The organism is Ralstonia sp. SA306 (assembly GCF_054792405.1).
Window position 1 is genome coordinate 2,782,285 of sequence record NZ_CP096451.1, and the last position, 21,372, is coordinate 2,803,656.

Sequence of the window (21,372 nt, forward strand, 5' to 3'; positions counted from 1 at the left end):
TGTACGAGCCGCCGCTGACGAACCCTCTACGAAGAGAGCATGACTGCAGTGACTTCCTCTGTTTCGAACCACCCGCACTTTGACGCGATCCTCTTCGATTGCGACGGCGTGCTGGTCGACAGCGAACCCCTCGTCAACCGCCTGATCTGGCAGATGCTGACCGAGCTTGGCATCAACATCAGCCCGGAAGATTCCATCGAGCGCTTCCTGGGCAAGGCCATCCGCGAAGAACTGGATGCGATTGCCGAGATGCGCGGCGCACCGCTGCCGCCGAACTGGCTGTCCACCTTCCACGCGCGCCGCAACGCGCTGCTCGAAGCCGAGGTGGAAGCCGTGCCGCATATCGCGCACGCCATTGATGTGCTCTCCAGGCTGGGCCTGCCGATGGCGGTCGCCTCGGGCGCCGATCGCACGAAAGTTGAATTGCAGCTCAACCGCACCGGTCTGATCGAGCACTTCCAGCCCACGCACGTGCGCATCTTCTCGGCGACCGAAGTCGAGCGCAGCAAGCCCGCGCCCGATGTGTATCTGCTGGCCGCCAGCAGCCTCGGGGTCTCGCCGTCGCGTTGCCTGGTGATCGAAGACAGCCCCACGGGTGTCACCGCCGGGCACGCTGCCGGCATGACGGTGCTCGCGTACGCCGGCCGCAATGCGCCGGGCCCGCTGATCGCCGCTGGCGCCACCCGCACGTTCACCGACATGCGTGAACTGCCGGAGTTGCTGGGCTGATGCCTGTCGCACAAACCAGGCCCATCGGCCCGGCCGACGCTTGCCCTTGCGGCAACAGCGCTTACGCACGCTGCTGCGGCCCTTTCCACGCGGGCGACGCCGTGCCGGCTACGGCCGAGCAGCTCATGCGCTCGCGCTACAGCGCCTACGTGCTGGGCGACACGGCGTATCTGCGCCGCACGTGGCATCCGTCCACCTGCCCTGCCGACCTGGAAACCAGCGAAGCAGACGCCACCGCCACGCGCTGGCTTGGCTTGGACGTCAAGCGCCACACGCCGCAAGACGCCACGCATGCCACGGTGGAATTCGTCGCGCGCTACAAGGTGGGCGGCCGCGCGCATCGCCTGCATGAAACCAGCCGCTTCGTCCGCCTGGACGCCAGCGGCATTGAATCCGCCGAAGGCCGTTGGCTATACGTCGACGGCACCTTCCCTGACTGAACCGCACCGACCTTCTTGCACTGCTGCCATGCCGACGCTAGAGACCAAGCTGAACCCCCGCGCTGAAGACTTCAAGGCCAACGCCGATGCCATGCGCGCGCTCGTCGCCGACTTGCGCGACAAGGTTGCACGCATCGCCCAGGGCGGCGGTGAAGACGCCCGCGCCAAGCACCTCGCCCGCGGCAAGCTGCTGCCCCGCGACCGCGTGCAGCAACTGCTCGACCCAGGCACGCCGTTCCTGGAGTTCTCTCAGATGGCGGCGTATGGCATGTACGACGACGCCGCGCCGGGCGCCGGCATCATCACCGGCATCGGCCGCATCTCAGGGCAGGAATGCGTGATCGTCTGCAACGACGCCACCGTCAAGGGCGGCACGTATTACCCGATGACAGTGAAGAAGCATCTGCGTGCGCAGGAGATTGCCGAGCAGAACCACCTGCCCTGCGTCTACCTGGTCGATTCGGGCGGCGCCAACCTGCCGAACCAAGACGACGTGTTTCCTGATCGCGATCACTTCGGTCGCATCTTCTACAACCAGGCCAACCTGTCGTCGAAGGGCATTCCGCAGATTGCAGTGGTGATGGGCTCGTGCACCGCCGGCGGCGCCTATGTGCCGGCCATGAGCGACGAATCGATCATCGTGAAGGAACAAGGGACGATCTTCCTGGCGGGCCCGCCGCTGGTGAAGGCCGCCACGGGCGAGGTGGTGAGCGCCGAAGACCTCGGCGGCGCCGATGTGCACACACGCCTGTCGGGCGTGGCGGATTACTTCGCCAACAACGATGCGCACGCGCTGGCCCAGGCCCGCAGCATCGTCGCGCACCTGAACCGCCGCAAGCCGGATCAAGTGCAGATTCACGCGCCCATCGAGCCGCGCTACGCCGCCGAAGAGCTCTACGGCGTCATCCCGACCGACACGCGCAAGCCGTTCGACGTGCGCGAAGTCATTGCCCGCATCGTCGACGATTCTGCGTTTGACGAATTCAAGGCACGCTACGGCACGACGCTGGTCTGCGGCTTTGCGCGCATCTGGGGCTACCCGGTCGGCATCATCGCCAACAACGGCATCCTGTTCTCGGAAGCGGCGCTCAAGGGCGCGCACTTCATCGAGCTGTGCTGCCAGCGCAAGATTCCGCTGGTGTTCCTGCAGAACATCACCGGCTTCATGGTCGGCCGCAAGTACGAGAACGAAGGCATCGCCAAGAACGGGGCGAAGATGGTGACGGCGGTGGCCACGGCGCAGGTGCCGAAGTTCACGGTCATCATCGGCGGCTCGTTTGGCGCGGGTAACTACGGCATGTGCGGGCGCGCGTATTCGCCGCGCTTCCTGTGGATGTGGCCGAACGCGCGCATCTCCGTGATGGGCGGCGAACAGGCCGCAAGCGTGCTCGCCACCGTGCGCCGCGACGGCATCGAAGCCAAGGGCGGCCAATGGAGCGCGGATGAAGAAGCCGCCTTCAAGGCACCGATCCGCGATCAGTACGAGCGCCAGGGCCACCCGTACTACGCCAGCGCGCGCCTGTGGGACGACGGCGTGATCGACCCCGCCGACACGCGCAGCGTGCTGGGCCTCGGGCTGTCGGCCAGCCTGAACGCGCCGATCGGCGATATGAACTTCGGCGTGTTCCGCATGTAAGCGGGCCGTCCATCGACCAGGGAATTTGCAGTGAACAGCATCACCGCGCGAACGTGGCGCAGCGTCTGGGCAGCCGTTGGCTGCGCGCTGCTGCTTGCGACCGCGCATGCGAGCGAGACCACGCCGTCCGGCATCAGCGAGACCATCGTGGAGGTGCCCAAGTCTGCGGGTATCTTCACCCTCAAGCTGGAGACGACCGTCTACAAGCCGGCCGGCGACGGCCCGTTCCCGCTCATCGTGCTCAACCATGGCAAGGCGCGCGGCAAGGCGGCATTCCAAGCGCGTGCCCGTTACAGCGAGCAGGCTGCTGCACTGGTCGCACGCGGCTACGTGGTGGCCATTCCGATGCGGCAGGGGTTTTCCAAATCCGGCGGCGCGTATATCGGCAGCGGTTGCAACGTCGAAGCCAACGGCATCATCCAGGCCGAAGACGTGGTGGCCGCGCTCGACTACATGACCGCGCAGCCGTACGTGGACCGCAACCGCATCGTCGTCATGGGCCAGTCGCATGGCGGCCTGACCACGCTGGCCTTCGGCACCATCGCCTACCCCGGCGTGCGTGGGCTGGTGAACTTTGCCGGCGGCCTGCGCAACGACACCTGCGTCGACTGGGAAGGCAACCTCGTGCGCGCCTTCGAGACGTACGGCCGCCAGTCACGCTACCCATCGCTCTGGTTTTACGGCGACAACGACAGCTACTGGCCCAAGCCGATGCCCGAGAGAATGTTCGCCGCCTACACCAGTGCCGGCGGCAACGGCCGGCTGGTGGATTTCGGCAACTTCAAGAGCGACTCGCACGGCATGTTTGCAAGCCATGCAGGGCTTGCCATCTGGCTGCCGCAGGTGGATGCCTTCCTGCGCGAACTCGGCCTGCCCGCAGGCCCGCTGCAAGCGGTGGCACCGGGCAGCAACGCTGAAGCCTCCGGCGCAGACGACCCCAAGTCCGACACCAACAAGGACCCCGAATGAACGCTTTCGAGACCCTCGCCTTCGCGCAGCACGGCGCCGTCGCCACGCTCACGCTGAACCGGCCCGACGTGCGCAACGCCTTCAACGAAACGGTCATCGCCGAGCTGACCGGCGCGTTCCGCACGCTGGCCAATGAGCCCAGCGTGCGCGCCATCGTCCTGTCGGGCAACGGCCCTGCGTTCTGCGCGGGCGCCGACCTGAACTGGATGAAGAAGATGGCCGGCTACTCGGACGATGAGAACCGTGCCGATGCCCTGCGTCTGGCCGAAATGCTGCGCGCCATCTACACCTGCCCCAAGCCAGTCATTGCGCGCGTGCAGGGCGATACGTATGCCGGCGGCGTCGGCCTGGTCGCCGCATGCGACATCGTCGTTGCCGTTGACACAGCCAACTTCTGCCTGTCGGAAGCGAAGCTCGGTTTGATTCCGGCCACCATCAGCCCGTACGTGATCCGCGCTCTGGGCGAGCAGGCGTCGCGCCGCTACTTCATCACCGCAGAACGCTTTTCGGCTGCCGAAGCGCATCGCCTCGGCCTCGTGCATGAGCTGGTGAACGCAGATGCGCTCGACGCCAAGGTGGCTGACATCACCGCTGCGCTCGTCGCCAACAGCCCGAACGCCGTGCGCGAGAGCAAGCGCCTCGTGCGCGAGGTGTCTGGCGCCGCGGTCAATGACGCACTGCTGGCCGATACCGCTGAACGCATCGCCGCCATTCGCGCTTCGGAAGAAGGCCGCGAAGGCGTGCAAAGTTTCCTGGGCAAGCGCAAGCCTAACTGGCTGCTGCCGGCCTGATCCACATAACAACGAAACCACGCATCACTTGAAGGAAGTCCTCATGCAATCCACTCCGCTCAACTTCGTTCCGAACGCCGCCAAGACGCCCGTCACACCGGGCCAGGCGCCCGACGCGCGCTGGAGCCGCGAAGCCATCGAAGCGCTGTTCGCGCTGCCGTTCAACGACCTGCTGTTCCAGGCACAGCAGGTGCACCGCGCCAACTTTGATGCGAATGCGGTGCAGCTCTCGACGCTGCTGTCCATCAAGACCGGCGGCTGCCCCGAAGATTGCTCGTACTGCCCGCAATCGGCCCGCTACGACACGGGTGTCGAGGCGGAAAAGCTGATGCCGATCGACGCCGTGCTCGAAGCCGCATCGCGCGCCAAGCAGAACGGCGCAAGCCGCTTCTGCATGGGCGCAGCCTGGCGCAACCCGAAACCGCATCAACTCGATGCCGTGGCCGACATGGTGCGCGGCGTGAAGGCGATGGGGCTGGAAACGTGCGTGACGCTGGGCATGCTCAAGCAGGAACAGGCCGCGCAACTGAAGGACGCGGGCCTGGATTACTACAACCACAACCTCGATACCGCGCCCGAGTTCTACGGCGAGATCATCACGACGCGCACGTACCAGGACCGGCTCGACACGCTGGATCATGTGCGTGATGCCGGTATCAACGTGTGCTGCGGCGGCATCGTCGGGCTGGGGGAATCGGTGCACGAGCGTGCAGGCCTGATCGCCGAGCTGGCGAACATGGAACCGTATCCGGACTCGGTGCCCATCAACAACCTTGTGAAGGTGGAAGGCACGCCGCTGGCCGGCAACGAAGAACTGGACCCGTTCGATTTCGTACGCACGATTGCGGTGGCGCGCATCACGATGCCTAAGGCGATGGTGCGGCTGTCCGCTGGCCGCGAGGCGATGGACGATGCCTTGCAGGCGCTGTGCTTCATGGCGGGCGCCAACTCGATCTTCTATGGCGAGAAGCTGCTGACGACTGACAACCCGGAGGCGGATGCGGATCGGAAGCTGCTGGCGCGGTTGGGGATGCGGGTGGACGTGCAGGATCACATGCATCAGGGTGCGGAGGCTTCGCACTCGCATTCTTCGCATTGTCATATCGACATTACGCCGGCGGACTGAGGCTTTGGTTTTGGGGATGGTTTTCTGTTGGTGGTCCATCCCTTGTTTCATCCCCTGCCGGGGCTGACTCACTTTCTTTGTCTTGCCAAAGAAAGTAAGCAAAGAAAGGCGCGCCCGAGATGGCGAAAGACTCCTTGAATTTATGTCGCAGGGAGGGAGGAGAGGCAAACTCGCTTCGCTCAAACAGCCTCCCCTCTTTTTCCTCCCTGCAACAGAAATTCAAGGCGCCATCTAGGGCTCCAACGGCTACACCATCGCAGCACAAACGCAGTAGTGGGTACGCGGCAAAACGCGGAGCGAAGCAAAAGGCAACACAGCAACAAGCAAGAGCCTGACAGAGCAGACACACCAACGGTTTGGCCGTTGACGTTCCTGCCCTTGATGGCGCCTTGAATTTTCGTAAGCGGGCGGAAAAAAGACGGGAAACTGTCTGAGCGCAGCGAGTTTTTCCCGTCTCCGCACGGTTACGAAAATTCAAGGAAGGTGTCGCCATCTCGGGCGCGCCTTTCTTTGCTTACTTTCTTTGGCAAGACAAAGAAAGTGAGTCAGCCCCGGCAGGGGATGAAACAAAGGACGCACCACAAGTGCAAAACCAAAACCAGGAGACGTAACAACACCATGATCACCAAGCTCCTCATCGCCAACCGAGGCGAAATCGCCTGCCGAGTCGCCGCCACCTGCCGCAAGCTGGGCATCCGCACAGTCGCCGTCTACTCCGATGCCGACGCCAATGCCCGCCACGTCGCGGCCTGCGACGAAGCCATCCACATCGGTGAGCCCGCCGCCCGCGACAGCTACCTGCGCGCCGACCGCATCCTCGAAGCGGCGCGTGCCACCGGCGCCCAGGCCGTCCACCCAGGCTACGGTTTCCTGTCGGAAAACGAAGCCTTCGCCAAGGCCTGCGCAGACGCCGGCATCATCTTCGTCGGCCCGCCGGCCTCGGCCATCGAAGCCATGGGCAGCAAAAGTGCGGCCAAGGCGTTGATGGAAACGGCAGGCGTGCCGCTCGTCCCTGGTTACCACGGCGACAACCAGGACGCCGCATTCCTGCGCACGCAGGCCGATCGCATCGGCTACCCGGTGCTCATCAAGGCGAGTGCGGGCGGCGGTGGCAAGGGCATGCGCGTGGTGGAATCGGGCGATGCGTTTGAAGCCTCGCTGGCCTCCGTCAAGCGCGAAGCGTCCTCCAGCTTTGGCGATGACCGCGTGCTGATCGAGAAGTACCTCACGCGCCCGCGCCACATTGAGATCCAGGTGTTTGCCGACAGCTTCGGCGGCGCCGTCTACCTGTTCGAGCGCGACTGCTCGGTGCAGCGCCGCCACCAGAAAGTACTGGAAGAGGCGCCCGCGCCCGGCATGACGCTGGACCGTCGCCGCGCGATGGGCGAAGCCGCTGTGGCTGCCGCGCGCGCCGTGGGCTACGTGGGTGCCGGCACGGTCGAATTCATCGTCGACGAAGACGGCACGTTCTACTTCATGGAGATGAACACGCGCCTGCAGGTCGAGCATCCGGTCACCGAAATGATCACGGGTGAAGACCTCGTCGAATGGCAATTGCGCGTGGCCTCCGGCGAGCCGCTGCCGCGCGCGCAGGACGAACTGCACATCCACGGCCACGCGCTGGAAGCACGCATCTACGCAGAAAACCCCGAGCGCGATTTCCTGCCGTCCATCGGCACGCTGAAGGTGCTGCGCACGCCGGCAGCGGTGGAATTTACCGTGGGCGCGCAGGCCAATGGCGAACCCGCGGCCGTGCGCATCGACGCGGGTGTGCGCGAAGGCGATGCCATCAGCCCTTACTACGATCCGATGATCGCCAAGCTCATCGTCTGGGGCCGTGACCGTGAAGAAGCGCTCGCGCGCATGCTGCAGGCGCTGGGCAGCTTCCACCTGGTGGGGCTGTCATCCAACGTGGCCTTCCTGCGCCGCCTAGTCGCATCGAAGCCGTTTGCGACCGCCGATCTGGATACCGGCCTGATCGCGCGCAATCACGACACGCTGTTCCCGGCAGCGCCGGACGTTCCGCAAGACGCCATCGCCCTGGCCGTGGCTGCCCTGCTTGCCCGCGAGGCACGCAGCCTGCGCACGGACACACGCGATCCGCATTCGCCGTGGGCACGCGGCAGCGGCTGGCGCCTGAACGGCGCGGCTGAGCGCACGCTGCGCTTCTCGCACGGCGAACAGGCCGTCGACGCCACGCTCGTCTATGGCCGCGACGGCTCGCGTCTGAAAGCAAACGGGCATGAAGCGCCATTCACCTCGCAGCGCCATGCAGAGACCTTCACCGTCACGCTGGGCTCGCACAAGGCGACTGGTCAGGTGCATGTCGACGGCGACACATTCCACGTCTTCACCGGCGGCGCGCACTGGACGCTGGAGCGCCACGACCCGCTCGCCCATGCCGGCGAAGCCGACGACGAAGGCGGCAAGCTGACCGCGCCGATGCCCGGCAAGGTCATCGCCGTGCTGGCCGCACCGGGGCAGACCGTCACCAAGGGCGCACCGCTCGTCGTGATGGAAGCCATGAAGATGGAGCACACGCTCACCGCACCGGCCGACGGCGTCGTCGAATCCGTGCTGTATGGCGTAGGCGATCAGGTAACGGAAGGCGTGCAACTGCTGGCGTTCAAGCCGGCGGAGTGATGGCTGAATGACGCGCAGGCGGGGCTGCAACGCGCGTTGCCGGCCCCTGCTACACTGCTTGACGTATACGTCAACTACCCGCATTGAAGTCGCCCCACATGCACATCCAGATCTACACGCCCGACGGCAAGCCCCAACCCTGGCTCGACGGTTTTGCGCAGGCACTGCCTGAGGCGCGGCTGTCGGTATGGGCGCAAGGTGCGGCGCAGGACGCTGATTACGCCGTGGTCTGGCAGCCGCCCGCCGAGATGCTGCGCGGCCGCACGGATCTGCGCGCCGTGTTCAACCTGGGCGCGGGCGTGGATGCCATCCTCGGCCTGCGCGCGCAATCGCCCGATGCGATTCCCGAAGGCCTGCCGATCGTGCGTCTGGACGATGCCGGCATGGCCGCGCAGATGGGCGAGTACGTCACGCATGCCGTGTTGCGCTTCTTCCGCCGGCTTGATGAATACGAGCGCCAGCAGCAAGCCAAGATGTGGCGCTTCCTCAAGCCGTTCAACCGTGACGAGTTTGTCGTGGGCGTGCTGGGCCTGGGCGTGCTCGGTACGCACATCGCCAAGACGTTGGCGGGCTTCGGCTTTCCGGTGCGCGGCTGGAGCCGTTCTGCCAAGCACGTCGAGGGCGTCGATTGCCGTGCGGGCAGCGAAGCCCTGCCTGGCTTCCTGGCCGGCACGCGCGTGCTGGTGAACGTGCTGCCGCTGACCGCCGACACGGAAAACGTGATCGACGCAAAGCTGCTCGGTCAGCTCGCACCCGGCGCGTTCGTTGTCAACGTGGCGCGCGGCAAGCATCTGGTGGAAGACGACCTGCTGGCCGCCGTGCGCAGCGGCCACATTGCCGGCGCCGCGCTCGACGTATTCCGCACCGAGCCGCTGCCCGCCGACCATCCTTTTTGGACCGAACCGCGCATCCACATCACGCCGCACATTTCGGCGCTGACGCTGCGCGAGGTCAGCATTGCCCAGATCGCGCGCAAGATCCGCGCGCTGGAAGCCGGCGAACCGATAGCCGGCATCGTCGATCTGCAACGAGGTTACTGAGATGAGCACTCCGCATTTCGTGAAAGTGGTCGAGGTCGGCCCGCGCGACGGTCTTCAGAACGAGAAGGCGCCGGTTTCCACCGACACCAAGGTCGAACTGGTGAACCGGCTGTCCGAGGCCGGCTTCGTGAACGTGGAAGCCGCGTCGTTCGTGTCGCCCAAGTGGGTGCCGGCCATGGCCGATGGCGCCGATGTGATGGCGCGCATCCAGCGCCGGCCGGGCACGCTGTATTCGGTGCTCACACCCAACATGAAGGGTTTCGAAGGCGCTGCGGCAGCAGGCGCGGACGAGATCGTGATCTTCAGCGCCGCCAGCGAGGCCTTCGCGCAGAAGAACATCAACTGCACGATCGCCGAATCGATCGAACGCTTTGCGCCGGTGGCCAAGGCCGCCAAGGATGCAGGCATTCGCGTGCGCGGGTCGATCTCGTGTTCGCTGGGCTGCCCGTATCAGGGCGAGGTGCCGGTATCGTCGGTGGTGGACGTCATCAAGCGCATGGCCGACCTGGGCTGCGACGAGATCGACATTGCCGACACCATCGGCGTGGGCACCGCCGGGCAGGTGAAAACCGTGATGGAAGCCGCCGCGGCGACGTTCCCGATCGACCGCCTCTCGGGCCATTTCCACGACACGTACGGCCAGGCGCTGGCCAACATCCTCGCCAGCCTGGAAGTCGGCATCGCCATCTTCCATGCATCGGTAGCGGGGCTGGGCGGCTGCCCGTATGCCAAGGGCGCCACTGGCAACGTGGCCACCGAAGACGTGCTGTACCTGCTGCACGGCCTGGGCATCCGCACCGGCATCGACCTGGACAAGGTCGTGCTGGCGGGCGACTTCATCTCGCAAGCCATCGGCCGCCCCACCGCGTCCCGTGCAGGCCGCGCGCTGTTGCTCAAGCTGCAGGACCAGATCGCCCAGGCCTGCATCTGAAACCCCATCAAGAAGAACGACGATGACCGCTACCGATACGAACGCACCGCTGCCTGAATCTGCCCAACGCGTGGCCGACCACCTGCGCACGCTCGGCTACGAGAAAGCCATCGTGATGCTGCCCGCCACGGGAAAAACGTCTGCTGAAGCGGCTGCCGGACTGGGCTGCTCGGTGGCGGAGATCGCCAAGTCGATCATCTTCCGTCGTGCGGATGACGATGTGCCTGTGCTGGTGATCGCCAGCGGCACCAATCGTGTCGACGAAGCAAAGGTTTCCGCGCACGTGGGCGCACTGGCCAAGGCCGATGCGAAGTTCGTCCGCGAGAAGACCGGTTACGCCATCGGTGGCGTGTGTCCGGTGGGCCATGCCGTAAAGCCCGTCATGCTGCTCGACAAGGATCTGTTCCAGTACGACAGCGTGTGGGCCGCTGCCGGCCACCCGCACGCCGTGTTCAACCTCACGCCCGCCGAACTGGAAGCCATGACGGGCGCGCCTGTGGCCGACATCGCCCAGCGCGACTGATCGAACACACATGGACGCCTGCACCCGCGCGCAACTGAAGCTCTCGCTCGGCAAGCTGCGCAATAGCCGCGCGCAGGCCGAGCGCGCCCAGCCGGTGTCGTCGCCGTGCATCAGCGTGTGCAAGATGGACGAGGCGCGCGGCCTGTGCATCGGCTGCATGCGCACCATCGACGAAATTGCCGCCTGGTCGACCATGAACGACACCGCTCGCCAGGCCGTGTGGAAGACCTTGCCCGAGCGCGCCTGCGCCTGGCTCAACGAGACGCCCTGCGCCTGAGCGCCCATCACCATGGCCGAACACGACATCGTCACCTTGCCTGATTCGATGCGCGTGTTCGAGCGCGGCTGGCTGTCGTCCAACAACATCCTTTTCTTCGATGACGATGCGCAAGGCGGCTGCGCACTGGTGGACACCGGCTACCTCACGCACGCCCCGCAAACTGTGGCGCTTGTGAAGCACGCCCTGCAAGGCAGGCCGCTGCGCCGTCTGCTGAACACGCACTTGCACTCCGACCATTGCGGCGGCAATGCCGCGCTGCGGGCACTCTACGGCAGTCACACGCGCGTGCCTGCGGCGCAGATCGACGACGTGCGCCGCTGGGATACCGACGCCCTGAGCTACGCCCCCACCGGCCAGGAATGCGCACGCTTCACGCTGCCTGACAGCGATGCCGACGCGGGCCTCGCCGACGGCATGACGGCACGGCTAGGCGGTTTCGACTGGCAGGTCATCAGCGCGCCCGGGCACGACCCGCACGCGGTCATCCTCTTCAACCCCGACACACGCGTGCTGATCTCTGCCGATGCGTTGTGGGAGCGCGGCTTTGGTGTGATCTTTCCCGAGCTGGAAGGCGAGAGCGGTTTTGCCGAGCAGCAGGCCATTCTTGAGCGCATCGCGCAGCTCGATGCGCGCGTGGTGATTCCTGGACACGGCCGGCCGTTCACCAGCGTCAACGCCGCGATTGATGCATCGCTGGGGCGGCTTGCGTATCTGCGCGCAGACCCGGAGCGCAATGCGCTGCACGCCATCCGCGTGCTGGTGAAGTTCAAGCTGCTGGAGCAGCAGGCGCTGTCGCACGACGCGCTGTTCGCGTGGTTCACGCAGACCACGCTGATGCCGCGCTTGCAAGCGCGCTTCTTCGCAAGCCAATCGATGGAAACGTTGGTGGATGCCGCGATCGCGGCGCTGGTCAAGGCAGGCGCTGCCACCGTCGAACACGGCCGCATCCTGAACCGCGATTGACGTGCCGCGCGGCGGCGATGCCCCGCTACAATGCAGCGACGCCTCTTCTCTTCGCCTGGGCATGCCGAAACCCGCCACATCCAATCCGCCCGAGTCCGCCACAGGAGCCGCCACTGAAGCCGAAGCGCCGCGCCGCAAGCGCGGCCGCCCCGCGCAGGATGCCAACGAGGGCTTGCGCCGCGCGTTGATCGAGCAATCGGCCAGGCTGTTCCGCGAGAAGGGCTACGGCAACACCACGGTGCGCGACATTGCCGCCGCCACGGGCGTCCATGCGGGCAGTTGGTTCTACCACTTCAAAACCAAGCAGGACATCCTGCAGGCGGTGATCGAACACGGCCTGACCGTGGCGCTGGCCGATATCGAAGCCATCGATATCGACGACCTGCCGCCACGCGAGGCGATGCGCCAACTCGTGCGCGCGCACCTCTACACGATCCTTGCGCCCCACCAGGATTTCATTCCGGTGATGCTGTATGAGTGGCGCTCGCTCGATTCGCAGGCGCAAGAACGCATCATTGCGCTCAAAGACCGTTACGAAGACATCTGGACGCGCGTGATCGACCGCCTGCGCGCCTCGGGCGAATGGGCACACCCGACGCCCGTCGACCGCCTGCTGATGTTCGGCGCGCTCAACTGGACGGCGCAGTGGTATCAGGCTGGCGCGGGCATCAGCATTGACGCGCTGGCCGATCAGGCCGTGCTGTTCATCCTGCGTACGCCGCCCCAGCCGACGGCTTAGCACCCCTAGCGCGCATCGCCCTCGAACAACGTCTGGTTGGCAGTGCGCAGCACGTGCTTCTGGATCTTGCCGGTCGCCGTCATGGGCAGCTTGTCGACCACGGCGATGTGCTTAGGCACCTCAAAGCTACCGAGATGCTCTCTGCAATGCGCCTGCAGCGCGGCGGCATCGGCGTGTGCATCGGGCTTGAGGCAGACGAACGCTGCCACCGCTTCCACCCAGTGCACATGCGGCAAGCCGACCACCGCGGCGTTCGCCACGGCCGGGTGCCGCAGCAACACTTCTTCCACCTTGACCGAAGGCACGTTCTCACCGCCGGTCTTGATCATGTCCTTGATGCGGTCCTTGAACTGAAGCTGGCCGTCGGTATCCCACATGCCGAGGTCGCCCGTGTGGTGCCAGCCGAAGCGGCGCGCGTTGGCGGTGGCCTGCGGGTCCTTGTAGTAGCCGAGCATGACGTTAGGGCCGCGATGCACGATCTCGCCCAATTGGTCCGGGCCGAGCAGATTGCCTTGATCGTCCATGATGGCCGCCTCGTTCACCATGCATGGCTGGCCCCAGTAGTTGCCGGTGCGCTGCAGTTGCTGGTTGGGCGCGAAGTACATCGTCATCGGGAAAATTTCGGTCTGGCCTGAGCCGAGCGCAAAGTTCGGACACACCTCGGCAATCAGGCGTTCGAGCAGCGGCTTGGCCATCGGCGCCATCGCATACAGGCACAGGCGCAGGCTTGAGAGATCGCGCTGCGCACGCAGCGGATGGTGCAGCAACGCGGCGTACATGAGCGGCAGGCCGAATAGTTGCGTGATGCGCTCGCTCGCAATCGCATCGAGCAGCGCCGCCGGATCAAAACCGCGCTGTATGACGAGCGTGGCGCCCACCAGCATCGCGGACGCGGCGGTCGCAAACTGCGCGCAGTGGAACATCGGCAGCAGGCACGAGAACACATCGGTCTCGTTCAGATTCAGGCCTGCGATGTTGGACATTAGCGCGGCATGCACCGAGCGATGCGAGTGCATTGCGCCCTTGGGTCGGCCGGTCGTGCCGCTGGTGTACATGATGAGCGCGAGATCGCGATCGTCGATCACCACGGCGGGCAGCGTATCGGCGTGGCCTTGCAACGCTTGCTCCACGGTTTGCGGGCCATCGGCAACCGGTGCGCCGAAGCACTGGTGCGCGGGCAAAGCAAGCGCCGACAGCGTGTCACGCAGCGCCGGGTACAGCGCCGCGTCAATCACCACATGGCGCGCCTCGGCATGTTCGAGGATGTAGCGCACATCGTCCGGCCCGAGCATCGCATTGATCGGCACCCACACCAGCCCCGCCTTGAGAATGCCGTACGCGGCCACCAAGAACTGCGCCGAGTTGCCACACACCATCGCCACCTTGTCGCCGGGCGTGAGGCCGCTTGCAAGCAGCGCGTGCGCATAGCGATTACTGTCTGCGCTGAGTTCGCCATGCGTCATGCGACGCGGGCCATCAACCAGCGCGACCTTCGCGCCGAACTTGCGTGCACTGCGATGCAACGTATCGCCCAGCGCCACCCGGTTCAGCAGGTTGGCTTCAAGCGTGGTGTCTGGCGTGGCTTCGGACATGGGACGTCTCCTATGGACTGCATTGACCGCATGAGCTGCACGACGAAACGATGGATCAGGACGGCAGTGCAACCGTCAGGCCGCGGCAATCTCCATCAGCAACCCGCCGGGCGCAACCTGTGCCCCGACCTGGGTGAACAGACCTTTCACCTCGCCTGCGAGTGGTGCGGCAATGCTGTGCTCCATCTTCATCGCCTCGACCACCAGCAGCACCTGACCGGCGCAGACCGCCTCGCCTTGAGCCACGTGTACGGCAACCACGCGGCCATTCATCGGTGCGCTGATCCGGCCGCTGCCGGCTTGCACGCCGTCACGCTCCGCCCGGGCGTAAGTGGTGTCGACGGCGGTGTGCTCGACGCCATTCAACACGAAGTGGCAAGCGTCGCCGGTGAAGGCGTAGTCGACCGCGTGGAGCGTGTCGCCCAGCGCAAGCGTGACGCGGTCGTTGGCCGCTGACACAAGGGCCACCTGAGTGGAACCGCCGTCCCAAGTCAATTCCCATCGCCGTGCACCGAGCGCTCGCACGCGCATCTCGATGGCCTGATCGTCGAGCGTGAAGCGGCACAGCGTGGGGTATGTGCAACTGCTGGCCCAGCCATGCAGTTCTGCGGGATAGCGGCGCGCGGTTTCCTGGCGCAGGTGCGTGAGCAGCACGGCAGCCGCTTGGCAGACCGCTGCGTCGGGTACGGCCGCATGACGCATCGCGGCCGGGAAATGCCGGGCGATGAACGCGGTCGACACATCGCCGGCAAGGAACGTCGGGTGCGCGACGCAATCGCGCAGAAACGCACGGTTGGTCGGCAGGCCAAGCAGCAGGCAATCATCCAAGGCATGCGCCAGCCGTCGACACGCATCGGCGCGGTCGGTGCCGTGCGCGACGATCTTGGCGAGCATCGAATCGTAGTACTGCGAGACGACAAGCCCGTCGGCCAATGCATGGTCCGTGCGGACATCCTGCGGTGCACGCCAGCGGGCAACGGTGCCGCTTTGCGGCAGGAAATCCTGCTGTGGGTCTTCTGCGCACAGGCGCACTTCGACGGCGTGCCCGCCTTGTGCACGACGTGCATCGATGGCGTCTTGCGCGAGCGGCAACGGCTCGCCAAGCGCCACACGCAACTGCCACTCGACCAGATCGACCCCGATCACCGCTTCGGTCACGGCATGCTCCACCTGCAGGCGCGTGTTCATCTCCATGAAGTAAAACGCGCCGTCCGGGGCGAGCAGAAACTCCAGCGTGCCCGCACCCACATAGCCGATCGCGCGCGCCGCCGCCACCGACACCGCGCCCATGCGCGCACGCAACTCGGGCGATACGGCAGGCGACGGCGATTCTTCGATCACCTTCTGATGCCGGCGCTGCACCGAGCAATCACGCTCGCCGAGGTGAACCACGTTGCCATGCGTATCGGCAAACACCTGGATCTCGATATGGCGCGGCTCGACGATGGCCTTCTCCAGGATCAGCTCGCCCGAGGCAAACGCGTTCTCCGCCTCGGAGCGCGCGGACTGCAGCGCGGCCGCAAAGTCCTCTGCGCGGTCTACCCGGCGCATGCCGCGGCCACCGCCACCGGCCGCCGCCTTGATCATCACCGGATAGCCAATGCGGGCGGCTTCGTGCGCCATGCACGCAGCGGATTGATCCTCGCCCTGATAACCCGGCACGCACGGCACGCCAGCGGCTTCCATCAGGCGCTTGGCGCCGGCCTTGTTACCCATCGCGCGGATGGCATCCGCAGGCGGCCCGATAAAGACGAGGCCCGCGTCTGCGCACGCACGGGCAAAGGCGTCGCTCTCCGCAAGGAAACCGTAGCCGGGATGGATTGCCCGCGCGCCCGACTTGCGCGCGGCTTCCAGCAATGTCGCAATGTTCAGGTAAGACGCCTGCGGTTGCGATGGGCCAATCGGCAACGCAAGATCGGCCGCGCGGCAGTGCGGCGCATCGCGGTCAGCCTCGGAATACACGGCAATGGTGCGCATGCCAAGGCGGCGCGCCGTGCGCATGATGCGCAGCGCAATCTCGCCCCGGTTGGCGATCAGGATCGAGCGGAAAGCCGCATGCGGGGCGGTCATCGCTCAGCCCTTCTTGCCCGGAAGCGTGTTCATGTACTTGCAGATGATGCCCAGCATCACCTCGTCCGCGCCGCCACCGATCGAGCCCAGACGCCCATCGCGGTAATAGCGCGAGACCGGGTTGTCCCACGTGAAGCCCATGCCGCCCCAGAACTGCAGGCAGGCATCGGGGACGATGCGCGCCAGCCGCCCCGCCTTGAGCTTGGCCATCGATGCCAGCTCCGTCACGTCCTGCCCCTGGATGTACAGATCGCACGCGCGATACGTGAGCGCGCGCAACGCTTCCACCTCCGTCTTCAACTCGGCCAGCTTGAAGTGCACCCATTGGTTGTCGAGCAGGCTGGCGCCAAACAGCTTGCGCTCACGCGCGTACTCGGCGGTGGCCTCGATGCACATCGTCATCGTCGCCAGGCTGCTGGCCGCGGCCCACATGCGCTCTTCCTGGAACTGCAGCATCTGGTACGTGAAGCCCTTGCCTTCCTCGCCGATGCGGTAGCGTTGGGGCACGCGCACGTCGTCAAAGTAGATGAGGCCGGTATCCGACGAATTCATGCCGATCTTGCGGATCTTCTTGCCGACCGACACGCCCTTCGTGTTCATCGGCACGATGATGAGCGACTTGTTGCGGTGGGCGGAGTCGTCCGATGTGTTGGCCAGCAGGCACATCCAGTCTGCCTGCAGGCTGTTGGTGATCCACATCTTGCTGCCGTTGATGATGTAGTCGTCACCGTCCTTGCGTGCGGTGGTCTTGATGCTCGCCACATCGGAGCCCGCGCTGGGCTCCGACACGCCCACACACGCCACCGCATCGCCGCTGATGGCGGGAGCCAGGAACTGCGCGCGCAGGTCGTCCGAACCGAAGCGGGCAAGCGCGGGCGTCGCCATGTCGGTCTGAACGCCAATCGCCATCGGCACACCGCCGCAGTGGATGTGGCCAAGCGTCTCGGCCATCGCCATCGCATATGAATAGTCGAGGCCCAGCCCCCCAAACTCGGTCGGCTTGGCGATGCCGAGAAAACCCAGCTCGCCCATCTTCTTGAAGAGCTGCTTGGCAGGGAACATCTCCGCTGCCTCCCATTCATCGACGTACGGGTTGATGTCGCTGTCGATGAAGCGCTTGAGGTTGCGCTGCAGTTCCTGATGCTCGTGGGTGAAGTGCATGGTGTCTCGCTCCGCTTGTCCTGGGCTGTTCGTGTATGGGTTCGGGGTGGCTACGGGCGCGCAACGCCAAACTGGATCGGGTGCAGGGTGCGGCGGCGCGCTTCGTCGCACACCCCAAGCACGCAAGCCAGTACCTTGCGCGTGTCGCGCGGGTCGATCACGCCGTCGTCCAGCAATCGGCCCGAAACGGTGAACGCATCGGACTGCCGCTCGAACGTGTCGATCACCTTGGCGCGCATCGCTTCGATGGCTTCGTGGTCGACGGTCTGCGTCTTGCGTTGCATGCTCGCGGCCATGACCGTCGCCATCGTGCCGGCGGCCTGCTCTGCGCCCATCACGGCCGTCTTGGCATTGGGCCAGCTGAAGCAGAAATCCGGAAAGAAGCCGCGCCCCGACATGCCGTAGTTGCCCGCCCCGAACGACGCACCGCAATGCACGGTGACGCGCGGCACGGTGGCGTTGGCCATGGCCTGGATCATCTTCGATCCGTGCTTGATCATGCCGGCCTGCTCCGACGCCTTGCCGACGATGAAGCCGGTAGTGTTTTGCAGGTACAGCAGCGGCGTGTCGGCCTGGCAGCACGCCTGGATGAAATGCACCACCTTGGTGGCGCCGGCCGGGTCCAGCGGCCCGTTGTTCGTGATGACGCCGACGCGCATGCCGCAGATGGCCGCGTGCCCCGTGATCGTTGCGGGGCCGTAGTCGGGCTTGAACTCCAGAAACTCCGATCCATCGGCAATGCGGGCAATCACCTCGCGCATGTCGAGCGGCTTGCGATGATCGGTCAGCGCAATGCCGAGCAATTCCTCCGCATCAAAGCGCGGCGGCGCATAAGGGCGATCCGCTGCCGGTACATCGCGGTTCCAGTCGAGCGCAGCCACAAGTTCGCGTGCGATGCGCAGTGCGTCGGCATCATCTTCGGCCAGGTATTCGGCCAAGCCCGACGTGCTGGCGTGCATCTGTGCACCGCCCAGTTCTTCTTCGGTGGCGATCTCACCTGTGGCCGCTTTCAGCAGCGGTGGACCGGCGAGAAAAGCACGCGCGCGATCGCGCACCATCACCACGTAGTCCGACAGGCCGGGCATGTATGCACCACCCGCCGTGCTCGACCCGTGCACCACGCTGATCACCGGAATGCCCGCCGCCGACAGCCGCGCGAGCCAGTAGAAGCCGCTACCGCCGTGGATGAAGGTCTCCACGCGATAGGTCAACAGGTTGGCGCCGGCCGATTCGACAAGGTGGATGAACGGCAGCTTCTGCTCCAGCGCAATAGCCTGAGCCCGCTGGAACTTCTCGATGCCCATCGGCTGCACGGCGCCTGCATCGATGCCCGCATCGTCAACGATGATCATTGCGCGCACGCCGCTCACCCAGCCGATGCCCGCGACGAAGCCGCCGCCAGGAATCGAGCGCGCCGGGTCTGTGTGGTCGAGGCAAAAACCCGCCAGCGTGGACAGCTCCAGAAACGGCGCACCGGCGTCGAGCAAGCGGCCGAGCCGGTCACGCGGCAGCAGTTGCCCGCGCTGCTCGAAGCGCGCGCGCGAAGCCTCGGACTTGTTGCGCGTGCGGTCTTCCAGCGTGCGCAACTGGCCGACGAGTTCCGTGAGCGCGGCGTGGTTCTGCAGGTACACGTCGCTATGCGGCACGATGCGCGATTCAAGCGCCGGCATTGCGGCCCTCCTCGTCTTGCAGCACCTTGGGCGTCACGGCCAGGTGGAAGCCGTTGAACGGCTCGGCGCCATGACGCGGTGCCGGCATGGGCGACCCGGGCCGCACGTTCGGGCGGCCGCCGTCCACGCGCAGCGTCGTGCCGGTGATAAACGCGGCGGCTTCCGACAGCAGATACACGATTGCCGACGACACTTCCGCCTCGGTGGCAAAGCGACCGAGCGGCACCGTCGAAGGCATGCTGCGGATGGTCTCGGCCATCCACGGCGGATACGCGTCCATGCCCGACGACGCCACGTAACCGGGCGCCACCGCGTTCACGCGCACGCCGTACTGCGCCCACTCGAACGCCGCCGTCTCCGTAAAGTTGACCATGCCCGCGCGTGCTGCGCCGGAGTGGCCCATGTTCGGCATGCCGCCCCACATGTCGGCCACGATGTTGACGATGGCGCCGCCGCGCTGCTGCATCGCCTGGTTCAGGCACTCGCGCGCCATCAGGAAGCCGCCGGTCAGGTTCGTCTGCACCACCGCTTCCCAGCCCTTGGCGGAGATGTCTTTGAGCGGCGCCGGAAACTGGCCGCCGGCGTTGTTGACCAGCGCGTCGATGCGGCCGTGCTCGCCGTAGATTTGCGCGACGGTGGCTTGCGCAGCGGCCTCGTCGCGGATATTGCAAACGTAGGTGTGCGCGGTGCCGCCGGCTTCGACAATCTCCGTGCGCACGGCGGCAAGCTTCTCTGCATTGCGCCCCACCAACGCGACCGCCGCCCCCAGCGACGCCAACTCATGCGCCGTGCACCGGCCAATGCCGCTGCCGCCACCCGTCACCACGGCCACTTGCCCCTGAAACAGCCCCGGTCGAAAGACTGAGCGATACATGGTTCTCTCCCTGATTGCGCGCGTTAGGCCCTTAGGCCCAGCCGAGCTGGCGCGCGGCAAGATCGCTGAGGATTTCCTCCGCGCCGCCGCCGATCATGTAGACCTTCACTTCACGATAGATGCGCTCCGACTTCGTGCCGCGCATGAAGCCCATGCCGCCGAGCAGCTGCACGGCCGTGTCGGCACAGAACTGCAGACCCTGCGTGGCGAAATTCTTCAGCATGCACAGTTGCGCGACCGGTGAATCGCCGGCCTGCATGCGTCGCATCAGGTCTTCAAGCAATGCCCGCGTCGCTTCGATGCGCGTGGCCATGGCCACCAGCTTCTGCCGCACGACTTGATGCTGCACGAGGCGCTTGCCGAAGGTTTCACGCTGGGTGGCCCATTCCACGGCTTCAGCCAGGCACGTGCGCGCCAGGCCATGGGCTTGCATCGCCAGCGCGAGGCGTTCGTGGTTGAAGTTGCGCATCACCAGCTCAAAGCCGCGGTTTTCTACGCCGAGCAGGTTGCCGATGGGCACGCGGCAGTTGTCGAAGTGCAGTTGCGCCGTGTCGGAGCACCACCAGCCCATTTTCCTGAGCGGCGTGCGCGTCAGGCCCGGCGTATCGCCTTCCACGAGCAGCACAGAAATGCCACCAGCCCCCGCGCTGCCCGTGCGCACGGCCACGGTGATGTAATCCGCGCGCATGCCGGAGGTGATGAAGATCTTGCTGCCGTTGACGATGTAGTGATCGCCCTCCCGCACCGCGCGGGTGGCGAGGTTGGCCACGTCCGATCCGCCGGAAGGCTCGGTGATGGCGAGCGCGCTGATCTTCTCGCCCGACAGGATTTCCGGCAGCACACGCGCCTTCAGTTCGGCCGATCCACCCGCCACGATGGGTGGCGCACCGATCGTGTGGCTGAACAGCGATGCGAGCAAGCCGCCGCTGGCCGCCCGCGTCAGCTCTTCGATCATCGCCAGTTCCAGAAACAAGTCGCCCGGCGTACCGCCGTACTCCTCCGGAAAACCGATGCCGAGTAAGCCGAGATCCGCCGCCTCGCGATACAACTCACGCGGAAACGTCTCGGCCTCTTCCCAAGCATCGATGTTCGGCAGCACGGCCTTGTCGACGAAGCGACGAACGGTCTCGCGAAACGTATCGTGATCGGCGTCGAAGCGGGCAGACGGCAGCAGGCCTGAGAGCATGATCGCCTC

19 protein-coding genes are annotated in these 21,372 nt (G+C 65.6%); 13 read left to right on the forward strand and 6 right to left on the reverse strand.

What is annotated here, in order from left to right; translation table 11 throughout:
• The first annotated feature begins 39 nt into the window (after positions 1-39).
• The 13 genes from M1D44_RS13315 to M1D44_RS13375 all read left to right on the forward strand — a co-directional run bounded on the left by M1D44_RS13315 (position 40) and on the right by M1D44_RS13375 (position 12,810).
• Positions 40-729, forward strand: a complete 690-nt coding sequence (locus M1D44_RS13315; RefSeq protein WP_112186150.1) for an HAD family hydrolase — start codon at positions 40-42, stop codon at positions 727-729.
• Positions 729-1,169, forward strand: coding sequence for a YchJ family protein (locus tag M1D44_RS13320; RefSeq protein WP_024976845.1), 441 nt, complete (start codon positions 729-731; stop codon positions 1,167-1,169). Before M1D44_RS13315 ends, M1D44_RS13320 begins: the two co-directional genes overlap by 1 nt.
• Positions 1,170-1,197: 28 nt before the next feature.
• Entirely contained in the window at positions 1,198-2,805 is a 1,608-nt protein-coding gene (locus M1D44_RS13325; RefSeq protein ID WP_112186154.1) for a carboxyl transferase domain-containing protein, read from the forward strand.
• 30 nt (positions 2,806-2,835) lie between these two features.
• A complete protein-coding gene (locus tag M1D44_RS13330; protein ID WP_316852806.1) occupies positions 2,836-3,774 on the forward strand; it encodes a dienelactone hydrolase family protein in 939 nt (312 codons plus the stop codon).
• Positions 3,771-4,565 carry an enoyl-CoA hydratase/isomerase family protein gene (locus M1D44_RS13335; protein WP_316852807.1) on the forward strand — a complete coding sequence of 265 codons (795 nt, stop codon included), beginning with the start codon at positions 3,771-3,773 and terminating at the stop codon, positions 4,563-4,565. The genes M1D44_RS13330 and M1D44_RS13335 overlap by 4 nt, the downstream gene beginning before the upstream one ends.
• 43 nt (positions 4,566-4,608) lie before the next feature.
• Positions 4,609-5,691 carry a biotin synthase BioB gene (gene bioB, locus M1D44_RS13340; protein WP_316852808.1) on the forward strand — a complete coding sequence of 361 codons (1,083 nt, stop codon included), beginning with the start codon at positions 4,609-4,611 and terminating at the stop codon, positions 5,689-5,691.
• A 618-nt stretch (positions 5,692-6,309) separates the two neighbouring features.
• Positions 6,310-8,334: an acetyl/propionyl/methylcrotonyl-CoA carboxylase subunit alpha gene (locus M1D44_RS13345; RefSeq protein ID WP_316852809.1), complete on the forward strand. Its 2,025-nt coding sequence runs from the start codon at positions 6,310-6,312 to the stop codon at positions 8,332-8,334.
• A gap of 98 nt (positions 8,335-8,432) precedes the next feature.
• Positions 8,433-9,374 (forward strand): 2-hydroxyacid dehydrogenase, encoded by a 942-nt coding sequence (locus M1D44_RS13350; protein WP_316683824.1) that lies wholly within the window; start codon positions 8,433-8,435, stop codon positions 9,372-9,374.
• 1 nt (position 9,375) lies between these two features.
• Positions 9,376-10,305, forward strand: a complete 930-nt coding sequence (locus tag M1D44_RS13355) for a hydroxymethylglutaryl-CoA lyase (protein ID WP_112186168.1) — start codon at positions 9,376-9,378, stop codon at positions 10,303-10,305.
• Between the two features lie 22 nt (positions 10,306-10,327).
• On the forward strand, positions 10,328-10,828 hold the full coding sequence (locus M1D44_RS13360; RefSeq protein WP_024976853.1) for a YbaK/EbsC family protein: 501 nt from the start codon (positions 10,328-10,330) through the stop codon (positions 10,826-10,828).
• Positions 10,829-10,838: 10 nt separating this feature from the next.
• Complete coding sequence (locus M1D44_RS13365; RefSeq protein ID WP_024976854.1) at positions 10,839-11,105, forward strand: DUF1289 domain-containing protein; 267 nt, start codon at positions 10,839-10,841, stop codon at positions 11,103-11,105.
• A gap of 12 nt (positions 11,106-11,117) precedes the next feature.
• Positions 11,118-12,071 carry an MBL fold metallo-hydrolase gene (locus tag M1D44_RS13370; RefSeq protein WP_024976855.1) on the forward strand — a complete coding sequence of 318 codons (954 nt, stop codon included), beginning with the start codon at positions 11,118-11,120 and terminating at the stop codon, positions 12,069-12,071.
• Positions 12,072-12,132: 61 nt separating this feature from the next.
• Complete coding sequence (locus tag M1D44_RS13375; protein WP_316852810.1) at positions 12,133-12,810, forward strand: TetR/AcrR family transcriptional regulator; 678 nt, start codon at positions 12,133-12,135, stop codon at positions 12,808-12,810.
• A 5-nt stretch (positions 12,811-12,815) separates the two neighbouring features.
• Here M1D44_RS13375 and M1D44_RS13380 read toward each other — a convergent pair whose 3' ends face one another.
• From M1D44_RS13380 to M1D44_RS13405, 6 genes are all read right to left on the reverse strand, one after another.
• Entirely contained in the window at positions 12,816-14,402 is a 1,587-nt protein-coding gene (locus M1D44_RS13380; RefSeq protein WP_439004509.1) for an AMP-binding protein, read from the reverse strand.
• Between the two features lie 75 nt (positions 14,403-14,477).
• On the reverse strand, positions 14,478-16,472 hold the full coding sequence (locus M1D44_RS13385; RefSeq protein WP_316852812.1) for an acetyl/propionyl/methylcrotonyl-CoA carboxylase subunit alpha: 1,995 nt from the start codon (positions 16,470-16,472) through the stop codon (positions 14,478-14,480).
• Positions 16,473-16,475: 3 nt separating this feature from the next.
• Positions 16,476-17,633: an acyl-CoA dehydrogenase family protein gene (locus tag M1D44_RS13390; protein ID WP_316852813.1), complete on the reverse strand. Its 1,158-nt coding sequence runs from the start codon at positions 17,631-17,633 to the stop codon at positions 16,476-16,478.
• Positions 17,634-17,683: 50 nt separating this feature from the next.
• A complete protein-coding gene (locus M1D44_RS13395; RefSeq protein ID WP_316852814.1) occupies positions 17,684-19,303 on the reverse strand; it encodes an acyl-CoA carboxylase subunit beta in 1,620 nt (539 codons plus the stop codon).
• Complete coding sequence (locus M1D44_RS13400) at positions 19,290-20,177, reverse strand: SDR family oxidoreductase (protein WP_112186185.1); 888 nt, start codon at positions 20,175-20,177, stop codon at positions 19,290-19,292. Before M1D44_RS13400 ends, M1D44_RS13395 begins: the two co-directional genes overlap by 14 nt.
• Before the next feature lie 31 nt (positions 20,178-20,208).
• On the reverse strand, positions 20,209-21,363 hold the full coding sequence (locus M1D44_RS13405; RefSeq protein ID WP_316852815.1) for an acyl-CoA dehydrogenase family protein: 1,155 nt from the start codon (positions 21,361-21,363) through the stop codon (positions 20,209-20,211).
• Positions 21,364-21,372: the final 9 nt, after the last annotated feature.

Excerpts from the sequence above, each read along its gene's own strand:
- M1D44_RS13360 (WP_024976853.1), top strand. The coding sequence starts at position 10,328 with ATGACCGCTACCGATACGAACGCACCGCTGCCTGAATCTGCCCAACGC.
- M1D44_RS13395 (WP_316852814.1), bottom strand. The coding sequence starts at position 19,303 with ATGCCGGCGCTTGAATCGCGCATCGTGCCGCATAGCGACGTGTACCTG.
- M1D44_RS13365 (WP_024976854.1), top strand. The coding sequence starts at position 10,839 with ATGGACGCCTGCACCCGCGCGCAACTGAAGCTCTCGCTCGGCAAGCTG.
- M1D44_RS13335 (WP_316852807.1), top strand. The coding sequence starts at position 3,771 with ATGAACGCTTTCGAGACCCTCGCCTTCGCGCAGCACGGCGCCGTCGCC.
- bioB (WP_316852808.1), top strand. The coding sequence starts at position 4,609 with ATGCAATCCACTCCGCTCAACTTCGTTCCGAACGCCGCCAAGACGCCC.
- M1D44_RS13385 (WP_316852812.1), bottom strand. The coding sequence starts at position 16,472 with ATGACCGCCCCGCATGCGGCTTTCCGCTCGATCCTGATCGCCAACCGG.
- M1D44_RS13345 (WP_316852809.1), top strand. The coding sequence starts at position 6,310 with ATGATCACCAAGCTCCTCATCGCCAACCGAGGCGAAATCGCCTGCCGA.
- M1D44_RS13370 (WP_024976855.1), top strand. The coding sequence starts at position 11,118 with ATGGCCGAACACGACATCGTCACCTTGCCTGATTCGATGCGCGTGTTC.
- M1D44_RS13390 (WP_316852813.1), bottom strand. The coding sequence starts at position 17,633 with ATGCACTTCACCCACGAGCATCAGGAACTGCAGCGCAACCTCAAGCGC.
- M1D44_RS13325 (WP_112186154.1), top strand. The coding sequence starts at position 1,198 with ATGCCGACGCTAGAGACCAAGCTGAACCCCCGCGCTGAAGACTTCAAG.
- M1D44_RS13400 (WP_112186185.1), bottom strand. The coding sequence starts at position 20,177 with ATGTATCGCTCAGTCTTTCGACCGGGGCTGTTTCAGGGGCAAGTGGCC.
- M1D44_RS13350 (WP_316683824.1), top strand. The coding sequence starts at position 8,433 with ATGCACATCCAGATCTACACGCCCGACGGCAAGCCCCAACCCTGGCTC.
- M1D44_RS13405 (WP_316852815.1), bottom strand. The coding sequence starts at position 21,363 with ATGCTCTCAGGCCTGCTGCCGTCTGCCCGCTTCGACGCCGATCACGAT.
- M1D44_RS13355 (WP_112186168.1), top strand. The coding sequence starts at position 9,376 with ATGAGCACTCCGCATTTCGTGAAAGTGGTCGAGGTCGGCCCGCGCGAC.
- M1D44_RS13375 (WP_316852810.1), top strand. The coding sequence starts at position 12,133 with ATGCCGAAACCCGCCACATCCAATCCGCCCGAGTCCGCCACAGGAGCC.
- M1D44_RS13320 (WP_024976845.1), top strand. The coding sequence starts at position 729 with ATGCCTGTCGCACAAACCAGGCCCATCGGCCCGGCCGACGCTTGCCCT.
- M1D44_RS13315 (WP_112186150.1), top strand. The coding sequence starts at position 40 with ATGACTGCAGTGACTTCCTCTGTTTCGAACCACCCGCACTTTGACGCG.
- M1D44_RS13380 (WP_439004509.1), bottom strand. The coding sequence starts at position 14,402 with ATGTCCGAAGCCACGCCAGACACCACGCTTGAAGCCAACCTGCTGAAC.